The sequence below is a fragment of the Bacteroidota bacterium genome, assembly GCA_037133915.1.
Lineage (GTDB): Bacteria > Bacteroidota > Bacteroidia > Bacteroidales > CAIWKO01 > JBAXND01.
In genome coordinates, this window is sequence record JBAXND010000026.1 from 1 (window position 1) to 12191 (window position 12191).

A 12191-nucleotide genomic window follows, 5' to 3' on the forward strand; every position below is an offset into this window, starting at 1 on the left:
CGAGGTGGTCAATTTGAACCGGCGCACACTGGATATTTAGAGCGTTTTTTCCACCGTAATCAACAGAAACAGTAACCTTTGTGCTTAGAAATTTTGCAGTTCCAACAAGTTCACAATAGACATATTTTGTTGTTAACGAGTCTCCTGCTGCTTGGCAATATACCTTCGGCGAAGCGCAGACCAATAGTGAAACCAAGGTTATTAACGCTAATCTTCTCATGGGAATAGGTTGTTATTGTTTCTCAATTACTAATCTGTCAAAGTTTCAATAAAAATTATGATTGTGGAGTGTCAAACTGGCTATTATCATGTTTTCGCAAAAATTCCAGTCAATGAAATTGCCACTTCAAATATAAAAAAATATAATATCAGCGCCGATTTATTTTGTTTAATATTTCAGAATTTGACCAGCGCCTGAACCAATCTTAACATTTGACTAAGCTTCGCTTTCAACTTTGGTCTTTCTCGATCCTTTAGCAATCCCTCCACTCTTTTACCCCCCATAACGGCATCATTACGGTAAAAAATGGGCAATAATCGCCCGGAATAAGTCCCGCACAACTTTAAATCACTCTATTTCAACACACTAAATAGCAGCGCATCCAGGAATATGCCATTTTCAGTTGGTTTTCGGTAGATTTTAGTAGAAAACCACCGTTTTTTGGTAGATTTTGGTAGAAAAGCACCGCTTTTTGGTAGATTTTGGTAGAAAAATATCGTTTTTTGGCAGATTTTGGTAGAAAAGCATCGCTTTTCGGTAGATACATTGCGGTTTTAAGTAGTAACTATCCTTTTGCAGGTAGAAATAGGCCGGAGCATGGCAATTTTTAGCAGAAAAAGGCTTTTTTATTTTGCCGAAACAAGCAATTGACAGAAATCGTACAGAATTTGACAGGAATTGACAGGAATCGTACAGAATTTGACAGAAATCATACAGAATTTAACAGGAATCGAGCAGTTTTTGACATTTTTTGAACAGCCTCTCGTAATTGGGAAATATGCACCGTCCTGAAAAAAATAAGGCTCCTACAACGGATATCCGGTTGGTTTTGGCCGTTTACCCTCAAGATATTAGTAAATAATTCCTTCTTTGACCCCTTGGATAAAATTAATTTGGTTGAAATCCTCCCGATCTGCTGCTAAATTCAAAATTTTAACCGGGGAATCACCTGTCATAGATAAAAAGTCGCATCCCTTAGTTTTAAAAATGAACCGTGACCTCCCCAACAACATATTTTATCCAATAATGCCTCGCTTGCACGATTCAATCGGAGTATTCTCTGTATTTTCAACGCAAAAAAACGGGCAGGTGTGCCAATCAGGTTGTTTTTACCTCGTAATGTATGGCTACATTCAAAATATAAAACTTAAATTAGCAGACTTGTTATAATGTAACCTGAAAATATTGACACCGATTCATGGCAAAGACTAAAAAAGAAGAACAGGAAGAGCCCTTAGAGAAGAAATTGTGGAAAGCGGCAGACAAACTGAGGAAGAACATGGATGCTGCCGAGTATAAGCATGTGGCATTGGGTCTCATCTTCCTGAAATATATTTCTGATGCGTTTGAGGAAATGTTTCAGCAGCTCACATCTCAAAAGAGCGATGGCGCTGATCCCGAAGATAAAAACGAATACCTTGCCGAGAAGGTTTTCTTTGTGCCGTCTGATGCACGTTGGACTTATATACAGGGCAGGGCAAAGCTTCCAACCATCGGTAAAGATATTGACGATGCAATGGATGCCATTGAAAAAGACAATCCATCTCTAAAAGGGGTCTTGCCGAAAGTATTTGCACAGGAGAAATTAGATAAAGCTAGTTTGGGCGGTCTGGTTGATCTTGTCAGCACCGCGACTCTGGGCACAAAAGAAGCTCAAAGTAAAGACCTGCTTGGAAGAGTGTTTGAATACTTCCTCGGTGAGTTTGCATTGGCGGAAGGTAAAAAAGGCGGACAGTTCTATACGCCCGGAAGTGTAGTGAAACTCCTTGTTGAAATGCTGGAGCCTTATGAAGGCCGGGTATTTGACCCCTGTTGCGGCAGCGGCGGAATGTTTGTGCAGAGTGAAAAATTCATCAAACATCATCAGGATTATTATAAAAAGAGCAATGGCAATAAGCTTTCCCTGAACCCTTCTGACCACATTTCGATATACGGGCAGGAGAGCAACCAGACTACATGGCGGCTGGCAAAGATGAATCTTGCCATACGAGGAATTGACAGCAGTAATGTGAAGTGGAACAATGAAGGCAGTTTTCTGAATGATGCACATAAAGACCTGAAAGCCGATTATATCATTGCGAACCCACCCTTTAACGACAGCGACTGGAGTGGTGAACTCCTACAAAAAGATGCCCGGTGGGTTTATGGTGTGCCGCCAGCAGGAAATGCGAACTACGCATGGATACAACATTTTCTTTACCATACTGCGCCTAATGGACAGGCGGGCTTTGTGTTGGCGAAAGGTTCTCTGACCACCAAGACAAGTAATGAAGGCGAAATACGAAAGGCTCTTATTGAGAACGACCTGATCGATTGTATCGTAAACTTGCCGTCTAAATTATTTTTGAATACGCAGATTCCGGCTTGCCTGTGGTTTTTAAGTCGCAACAAACAAAAGCGCAAACGTGAAATACTTTTTATTGATGCCCGCAACCTTGGCTTTTTAAAAACACGAAAGAACCTTGAGTTTACCGATGAAGATATTGCTAAGGTAGCAAGCACCTACCACAACTGGCGGGCTTCGGTGGTTGAGCCTGTCGAATCCACCGATTATCAGGACATACAGGGTTTTTGCAAAAGCGTTTCTATCGAAGAGGTGAAAGCCCTGAATTATGTTGTTACGCCCGGCAGGTTTGTTGGCTTGCCCGATGATGAAGATGATTTTAATTTCCCCGAACGCTTCAATGCGCTGAAATCTGAACTGGAAAAACAAATTGCGGAAGAAGCAGAATTAAATAAACGGATTGCAGAGAATCTTAGTAAAATCAATGTGTGATTAAACGTTTTATGAACTCATGACAAACAATAAAATAATAAATCGGATAGATATTGAAAACCGCATCTTTACTGCCCGGGGCTTTCAGGTGATGCTCGACAGCCATCTGGCAGAACTGTATGGCGTTGAAACGAAATTATTAAACAGAGCCGTCAAGCGTAATATTGGACGTTTTCCTGCTGACTTCATGTTCCTTCTTAATGAAGAAGAATGGGAATCTTTGAGGTTCCATATTGGCACCTCAAAAATTGATTCTTTAAGGTTCCAAAATGGCACCTTAAACACCGGTCGTGGACAACATCGTAAATATTTGCCCTACGTATTTACAGAACAAGGAGTTGCAATGCTCTCCGCAGTGTTGAAAAGCGAAACAGCCGTTAAAATGAGCATACAGATCATGCAGGCTTTCGTGGAGATGAGAAAATTCATTGCAGATAATGCAGTTGTTTTTCATCGTCTGGACAAGGTTGAACGCAAGCAGATCGAAACTGATGAAAAGTTCGACCGTATTTTTACAGCATTGGAAAAAAAGGAACTGCAACCCGAAAAGGGTATTTTCTTTGATGGCCAGATTTACGATGCCTATTCCTTTATTGCTAACCTCATTCGTAATGCTGGCAAATCAATTATCCTCGTTGATAATTACATTGATGATACTGTACTCACTCTTTTTATAAAAAGGAAAAAAGGTGTACAACTCACGATTTACACTAAAGCATTAAGCAAGCAGCTTCAATTAGATATTAGCAAGCATAACGCCCAATATGAACCGGTACAGGTAAAGGAACTGAAACAGGCGCACGACCGCTTCCTGATTATTGACGAAAAAGAACTTTATCATATCGGTGCTTCATTAAAAGACCTCGGTAAAAAATGGTTCGCTTTTTCTAAAATGGATACCGAAACTTTAAGTTTGCTGAAAAAATTGAAGGGTTAATATGAGTGAGTGGAAAGAAACTGAAATAGGAAATCTCCCAAATGATTGGAGTGTCGCAGAATTAGGTGAAATATGCACTGTAATTACTGATGGTTCTCACTTCTCACCTAAAGTAGAACTTTCTCAATATTATATGGCATCAGTGAAGGATATGCGATACAACTACTTTGAATTTGAGAATTGTAAAACTATTTCTGAGAAAGATTTTAATTCATTGGTTCAAGCCAATTGCAGCCCTAATAAAGGAGATATTTTAATTTCAAAAGACGGAGCTAATTGTTTGGATATAATTTTTGTCTACGCTCAACCTGAAAAGATTGTATTGTTATCATCAATTGCGATTGCAAGATTGAAAGAAGGTTTTGATCCATATTTCTATATGTATTACTTGCTTTCTCCTATATCACAATACTTAATGAAAAATAGTTTTATTTCAGGCACAGCAATTCCTAGAGTAGTATTAAAAGATTTTCATAAAGTTTCAGTTCCTTTAATATCCTACTCAGAACAGTGCGCTATATCATCAATCCCCAGCAGCCTCGATGATAAAATAGACTTACTGCACCGCCAAAACAAAACCCTTGAGCAATTAGCCGAAACACTTTTCAGGCAGTGGTTTGTTGAGGAGGCAGAGGAGAGTTGGAAAATTGTAAAATTGAGTGCGTTAGGGAAAATAATTTGCGGAAAAACCCCGTCTAAAAAGATATCTGAATATTTTGATGGGGAAATTCCATTTATTAAAATACCAGACATGCACGATAATGTATTTGTTTTTAGCACTGTTGATAGCCTCACTCAATCGGGCGCTTACTCACAATATAATAAAAACCTTCCGCCGAAATCTATTTGTGTCAGTTGTATCGCAACCGTTGGGCTTGTCGTAATGAATGCGAAAACGGCTCAAACCAATCAACAAATTAATTCAATTATTCCCGTAAAAGAGTTTTATACGTATTTTCTATTTTTGAAAATGAGCCGTATGAAGGATGAATTACTGGCTATGGCGAGTGGTGGTACAGCAACAGATAACTTAAATACTGGTGATTTTTCAAATATCGATATTAATCTACCTCCTGAAAATATGCTAATAGAATTTAATGAAAGAGTTAATTCAATATTTGAAAAAATATTTACAAACCAATTACAAATCCGCAGCCTTACCCAACTTCGGGATACGTTATTGCCAAAGTTGATGAGTGGGGAGGTGAGGGTAAAGAATGAAAAGTGAAAAGTGAAGAGTGAAGAATTGAAAGTATGTTTAGCGAAACGAATAAATACAAAAACAAGGGGCATTTCTTCTTTCAGAGAGGGGATAATTTAGCGTTTGTGAGCAAAGATGTTCCTGAATTGCCGGGGATTTACTATATTCTTCGTTTGGCAAAAGGGCATGTTGATCTGGTTTACATTGGTAATTCAGGAACCATCACACAATCCGGCATTTTTAAAGAACAATTATTGAAGGGCAGGATCAATAACAATCAGGATGGATTAAACCGTCAGGAGTTCTTTGATAAAAAAATGGCCGTGGGAAAGATTGATGGCCTCGACATTTATTGGTTTGTTACAATGGATGAAACTCACAACGATTTACCCGGATACGTTGAGGGATTATTAATGCAACGGCATTTTGAGGTGCATGGGAAACCGCCACTATGGAATAAATATTTTTAACTTTATCGTGATTTGTATTTGCTTAGTGAAAAAATAGATATTGAATAAATGAAAAATAAAAGTCTTCAAATACGAAACAGCACGGCTGAGTTTCTGATTTTCACCTCACAAGCAGGTGAAAATGGAATAGAAGTACGTTATCAGGATGAAACGATATGGTTATCCCAAAAAATGATGGCGGTTTTGTTCGATTGCAGTGCGGATAATATTTCACTTCACCTGAAAAATATTTTTAAAGAACATGAATTGGACGAGAATTCAGTAACCGAGGAATTCTCGGTAACTGCAACCGATGGTAAAAACTATAAAACAAAACATTATAATCTTGACGCCATCATTGCTACCGGTTATCGTGTAAACTCACAAAAGGCAACCCAATTCAGGCAATGGGCAACTTCGGTATTAAGAGATTTTGCTATTCGCGGTTATGTTCTGGATAAGGAACGCCTGAAGAATGGGGCATTTCTCAGCAAAGAATATTATGAAACCCTGTTGGCCGAAATAAGAGAGATTCGGGCAAGCGAAAGAAGATTTTATCAGAAAATAACCGACATATACGCCACGGCAGTTGACTACAACACGGATGACACGGTAACACAAAACTTTTTTGCCTCTGTTCAAAATAAATTGCACTTTGCTATTCATGGGAACACTGCCGCCGAACTGGTAATGAACCGTGCCGACAGCAAAAATCAAAACATGGGATTAACCACATGGAAGAATGCGCCGTCAGGAAAAATTATCAAAACCGATGTTTCTGTTGCTAAAAATTATCTGAAAGAAACAGAACTAAAGAACCTTGACCGTTTTGTTACCATGTATCTGGATTATGCCGAAACACAGGCAGAACGGAGTATCCCCATGACGATGAAGGACTGGGCAGACAAGCTGAATGCGTTTTTGCAGTTCAATGAAAAAGACATTTTAAAAAATGCAGGTAAAGTTACACAAGCGATTGCCAAAGCATTTGCTGAAAATGAATTTGAAAAATACCGCATTGTTCAGGATAAACTTTTTGAAAGCGATTTTGATAAAGCCGTGAAGAAACTCAGTCCATCAACAAAGAAAAAATAATTTGAAACCCATCACTGAAAATATCATTGAAGCCTCAGCGATTGAAATGCTGCAATCGCAGGGATGGGAATATGCCAACGGCAAAGAGCTTTCGCCCGAAGGTTTGTTTTGCGAACGGGAAAGCTATCAGCAGATCCTCCTCACAAACCGTTTACGTTCGGCCATAGCAAAAATAAATCCGCACATTCCGTTAGAAGCTCAGGAAAACGCTATTCAAATAGTATTGCGGATATATTCACCCGTGTTGTTGCACAACAACGAAGAGTTTCATAAATTGTTAGTCGAGAAAGTTAAAGTTCCGTATCAGCAAAACGGTTACGAGCGCAGTCATGAGGTAGCATTGATTGATTTTGAGAATCCGGCGAACAATCAGTTTTTAATAGTCAATCAATACACCATCATTGAAAACAATCAGAATAAACGGCCTGATGTGTTACTTTTTGTAAACGGGTTACCGTTGGTGGTGATTGAGCTTAAAAATGCAACTGACGAAAATGCCAATATTCTGAGTGCATACAAACAAATTCAAACGTACAAGGCGATTATTCCAAGTCTTTTTACATACAATGCCGTCTGTATTGTTTCAGACGGTCTGGAATGCAGGGCAGGCAGTGTTTCTGCCGACCTCAGCCGCTACATGACATGGAAGAGTGCAGACGGAATAAAAGACGCTTCACGCTTCAAACCACAGTTGCAAACCTTGTTGCAGGGCATGATGCAGCCATCTACCCTGCTTGATCTGGTACGCAACTTCATTGTATTTGAGAAAACAAAAAAAATAGATACAAAAACAGGACTGATACAGATATTCACCGAGAAAAAATTAGCAGCATATCATCAATACTACGCCGTAAACAAAGCGGTTCAGTCCTCAATTATTGCATCAGGCGTGACCGGAGATAAACGTGGTGGCGTGGTATGGCACACACAGGGTTCAGGAAAAAGTTTAAGCATGGTTTTTTATTCGGGCAAGCTGATAACCGCACCCGAAATGCAAAACCCGACCATCGTTGTCATTACCGACCGCAATGATCTGGACGACCAGTTATTCGACACATTTGCCGCTTCCGTGCAGTTGTTACGTCAAGAGCCTGTACAAGCCGAGAGCCGTGAACATTTGAAACAATTGCTGAAAGTGGCCAGCGGTGGTATCGTCTTCACTACAATTCAGAAGTTCATGGTTGATGCTTCGGCAAGTTCTGCATCCGGCTCTGTGTATGAACAGCTCTCCGACCGAAAAAATATTGTAGTGATCGCTGATGAAGCCCACAGAACGCAATACGGCTTTGAAGCGAAATTGGTTGACGAAAGAGATAAGAAAACGAAAGAGATTATTGGTAAACGCATTGCCTTTGGCTTTGCCAAGTACATGCGGGATGCCCTGCCCAATGCTACTTACATAGGTTTTACAGGCACTCCGATTGAAGGCACGGACGTAAATACACCGCAGGTTTTCGGCAACTACATTGACCGTTATGATATCAAAGATGCCGTTACCGATGGCGCAACAGTAAAGATATTCTATGAAAGCCGCCTTGCAAAAGTAAATCTTGATGAAGAAGGTAAACGCCTTATCGAGGAGTTTGATGCTGATCTGGAGCAGGACGAAGAAATCACCGAAAAGCAAAAAGCGAAGGCCAAGTGGACTAAGCTGGAAGCCATTGTTGGTAATAAAGATAGGATAGTCAATCTGGCAAAAGATATTGTTACTCATTTTGAAAAACGACAATCCGTTTTTGATGGTAAGGCAATGATTGTAGCCATGAGCCGGAGAATCGCAGCAGATATTTTTAAAGAGATTATTGCTATTCGCCCGGAATGGCAGAGCGATGATATGACGAAGGGTACTATCAAAGTGGTTATGACCACTAATAGTGCCGATGGCCCTGAAATTGCGAAACATTATACAACCAAGCAACAGCGAAGGGATTTATCAGAACGCATGAAAGACCCTGCCGACCCTTTGAAAATTGTGATTGTTCGGGATATGTGGCTTACCGGATTTGATGCACCCTGCCTCAACACCATCTACGTTGACAAGCCGATGCGTGGTCACAACCTGATGCAGGCAATTGCAAGGGTAAACCGTGTTTTTAAAGACAAACCCGGCGGCTTGGTGGTGGATTATCTGGGCATTGGCAGTGACCTTAAAAAAGCGCTTTCCTTTTACGGTGAGGCTGGTGGCAAAGGTAATCCGGCGGAGAACATCATCAAGGCTGTTGAAGTATTTAAAGAAAAGCTGGAAGTGGTTCAGCAGATGTTTGACGAAGACAGCAGCACCCGCAAGGATATTTTGGTTGAAGAACCCGAAGCATATTACGGAAGCAGCAATAAATTCAACTACAAACGATTTTTTACGGTTGATTCAAAAGAAAAACTCTCCATCATACTGCAAGCGGAAGAACACATTTTTGGATTGCAGGAAGGCAATGAACGCTTTATTCGTGAAGTCAGTTTATTAAGTCAGGCTCTTTCATTGTGTATCACCAGAGATGAAGTTCAATCTCATTTGCCGGAAGTGGCATTTTTTCAGGCGGTACGGGCACGACTGGTGAAGTTTGAAGTGCCGGGTACAGGCAAGTCGGATATTCAGGTTGAAACGGCCATCAAGCAAATTGTTGATGAGGCATTGAGTTCAGATAAAGTGATTGATATTTTTGAAGCCGCCGGAATCGACAAACCGGAGATTTCAATACTGTCCGATGAGTTTCTTTCAGAGGTGAAAGGGATGAAGCATCAGAATATCGCGCTGGAATTGCTGAAAAAGATATTGAATGATGAAATAAAAACAAGGGCAAAGACCAACCTTGTAAAAAGCAAGAAACTACTGGAAATGCTGGAAGGTGCGATAAAACGCTACCAGAATAATTTATTGACAACAGCAGAGATCATTCAGGAACTCATCAATATTGCAAAAGAAATAAAGGAAGCCGATCAGGAGGGTGAACGTCTTGGTTTGACGAAGGATGAAGTAGCTTTCTACAATGCTTTAGAAGTAAATGATAGTGCCGTGAAGGTTTTAGGCGATGAGCAACTGAAAGAAATTGCCAGAGAGATCACCGACAAAGTCAGGGCAAATGCAACCATTGACTGGACGATCAGAGAGAGTGCAAGAGCAAAACTGATGGTAATTGTAAAGCGGACACTCACAAAATGGGGATACCCGCCCGACAAGCAGCAGAAAGCAATTGATACGGTTTTGAAACAAGCAGAGCTGTTGGCGGATTATTTCACGAAGTAATAAAACATCTTTTGAGCGAGTTGAATAGATTTTTGAATGCCATCAACTATTTCAGCTATTTTTCTTTCTTCCCAATTTCGGTTTTGCCTCAAGCACCGCATATATTTCACTTTTTTTGAAAAACACCCGGCTGTTAATACGGTGAACAGGCAATTTCCCTGATTTCATCCAGTCATGCACGGTTTTCAAAGAAACAGAAAACAATTTCGCCACATCCTTACGCTTTAATAATATTTCTGTATCGTCAGCGCTTGATGTCTGTGGTACTGACTTTGAAATGACTTCCGAAAAAATGGACTTTAAATCTTCAACATCATTTTCCGTCAGTACTTTGTTCGTCTTTTGTTTGAATGCTGCCAAAAGATCGGGAGTTGGCTGTTCTTGGTGTGCAGAAATGACCAACGGTGTTTGCAATTCCTTTTCTGTACCAAGTAGCTCATCCATTATGAAATATTTATCACGGAGGATTTTCACGTAGTCAGAAAGCTTGTTGACGGTTTCCTCAAAAATGTTTACCGTCCGGCCATCTTGAAGCGATGGATTTGCTGCATTAAAAATTCGTATTTCAATCGCAATGTATTTAAGTATGCCAGAAACCCTTTCGAGATAATTAATTATTTCGGTTGTCCCGGAAAATTTTTCGATGTTTTCATGCAGTGCCGTCCTCGCATCAATGTATTCTTCGGAATTTAATACAAAGAATTCTACCATCTCATCTTTATGTGCCTTGTCCATGTTAAACGGTTTGAAGTTTCATTTCGGTGTTCCAGAATTTGCCAAGCAAGTCCGCATTTTGCTCCGGTGAAATTTTAAGATATCTTGAAAAAGCTTTCTCAGTCCGGTGTCCTGTGATTCTCATAATTGAAATTGCAGGGAATCCGGCAAGAAAAAGATTCGTTGCAAAGCTTCTGCGGGCGGTGTGCGTTGAAATCAAATCAAATTTCTTAAAAGTAGTTTTTATTCTTTCGCCACCCTTGTTTTTTGTAATCTGTATATCATCATTTATTTTTGCCAGCGCTCCTATTTCCTTCAAATACTCATTCAGTTTTTGGTTCGATATTGCCTGTGGCAGTTCATTACTGTACTTCTCCATAATCGCGCTTACCCTTTGATGAACAGGCACTACAACTACCTCATCAGTTTTTTGAGTTCTAATTTTAATAACCCCGTTATTGAAATTTTCGGGGCGAAGCTGAGAAAAATCCGAAAATCTTAATCCAGTATAGCAGCCAACAATAAACAAGTCTCTTGCTTTGTCGAGTCTTTTTGAGTAATCCAATGGCAAATTATAAAGCAGGTCAAGTTCCTGTTCACTCAGATAGATTGCTTCCGTATCTTCTGTAACGACTTTGAATCGTTTGCTTTTATAATCCATTTTAGTATTAAACCCTCTTTCAGTGGCTTCGTTCAAAAATACTTTAAGAATTTTGATGTGCTTACCGATAGTGTTTGTACTAAGTTTTTTTTCTTTGATGAGGTACTCTGAGAAATCATTATAAAAATCAAGATTGATGGTATTAAAATCAAGATTCTTTTTCGTCAGATCTTTATAGTCGTTCAAAATGTTCAGCGTTGTTTGATATGCCTTGATAGTACCCACCTGTTTCAATGTTTTGACAGAATCTATAAACTGTTTAATAAACGAGAACAAATTTAACTTTGCCTTCTTTGTAACAGAAAAGCGCTCATCAAGTTTTTCCTTTAATAATTGAAGACTTATAAACTCATCTCCCGTCTTTAGCTGCCTGTAAATATTCATTGTGTCCTCGCCGATTTTATCTAAAAAACCATTTAACTCCATCGAGCCAGCAGCAGAACCGACAGACCGTTGCTTTTTAGCATTCCATAGTATGGGGCGGATAGATTCGCCCGAAGAATACTTCAATCGCTGCTTGTCATAGCTAAAAAAAAGATAGATCAAAGTTTTGCCTTTTGCATTCGGATTTTTCAAATAGAAGTTTACTTCGGCCATACTGTCTTTATTGGGTTACGAAGGTAAACTAATAAATCAAACGGGGGGACACTGGGGGGGACAGATTTCACTTAATTCAGCTTTATTTAAGGTAATTCAGCTTCCACACAAATCACGTTAAATACTGATAACATGATGATTATTAGTTACCTTAGATGTAAATGTAATTTATAGGTTCAAGTCCAGGATGGACCATCTCTTCCAACAATTTCTTCCAGACTGCCGGTCGCACTGCTACAACCGGTGCGACACATTGCGGTATTAATTTAAACTCAACGAATCTCAATAATTTCACGATAA

The 12191-nt window shown here is 39.7% G+C and carries 9 protein-coding genes; 6 read left to right on the forward strand and 3 right to left on the reverse strand.

From position 1 onward, the window contains the following. Nucleotides 1-220, reverse strand: a 220-nt coding sequence (locus tag WCM76_09975) for a hypothetical protein (protein ID MEI6765958.1), incomplete at its 3' end; no start/stop codon positions are given. A gap of 1198 nt (nt 221-1418) precedes the next feature. On the opposite strand from WCM76_09975, the gene WCM76_09980 reads away from it, so the two are divergent. The 6 genes from WCM76_09980 to WCM76_10005 all read left to right on the forward strand — a co-directional run bounded on the left by WCM76_09980 (nt 1419) and on the right by WCM76_10005 (nt 9919). After that, nucleotides 1419-2996 (forward strand): class I SAM-dependent DNA methyltransferase, encoded by a 1578-nt coding sequence (locus WCM76_09980; protein MEI6765959.1) that lies wholly within the window; start codon nt 1419-1421, stop codon nt 2994-2996. Nucleotides 2997-3015: 19 nt separating this feature from the next. Further along, nucleotides 3016-3933: an ORF6N domain-containing protein gene (locus tag WCM76_09985; GenBank protein MEI6765960.1), complete on the forward strand. Its 918-nt coding sequence runs from the start codon at nt 3016-3018 to the stop codon at nt 3931-3933. A 1-nt stretch (nt 3934) separates the two neighbouring features. Further along, nucleotides 3935-5161: a restriction endonuclease subunit S gene (locus WCM76_09990; GenBank protein MEI6765961.1), complete on the forward strand. Its 1227-nt coding sequence runs from the start codon at nt 3935-3937 to the stop codon at nt 5159-5161. A 98-nt stretch (nt 5162-5259) separates the two neighbouring features. After that, nucleotides 5260-5604: a hypothetical protein gene (locus tag WCM76_09995; protein ID MEI6765962.1), complete on the forward strand. Its 345-nt coding sequence runs from the start codon at nt 5260-5262 to the stop codon at nt 5602-5604. A gap of 48 nt (nt 5605-5652) precedes the next feature. Then, a complete protein-coding gene (locus WCM76_10000) occupies nt 5653-6678 on the forward strand; it encodes a virulence RhuM family protein (GenBank protein MEI6765963.1) in 1026 nt (341 codons plus the stop codon). Nucleotide 6679: 1 nt separating this feature from the next. Further along, the gene (locus tag WCM76_10005; protein ID MEI6765964.1) at nt 6680-9919 is read left to right on the forward strand and encodes a type I restriction endonuclease subunit R; all 3240 of its coding nucleotides are present in this window, start codon (nt 6680-6682) and stop codon (nt 9917-9919) included. Nucleotides 9920-9970: 51 nt separating this feature from the next. On the opposite strand, the gene WCM76_10010 is transcribed toward WCM76_10005, so the two are convergent. Both WCM76_10010 and WCM76_10015 read right to left on the reverse strand, forming a co-directional pair. Next, complete coding sequence (locus tag WCM76_10010; GenBank protein MEI6765965.1) at nt 9971-10654, reverse strand: helix-turn-helix domain-containing protein; 684 nt, start codon at nt 10652-10654, stop codon at nt 9971-9973. Between the two features lies 1 nt (nt 10655). Further along, nucleotides 10656-11891, reverse strand: coding sequence for a site-specific integrase (locus WCM76_10015; protein MEI6765966.1), 1236 nt, complete (start codon nt 11889-11891; stop codon nt 10656-10658). Nucleotides 11892-12191: the final 300 nt, after the last annotated feature.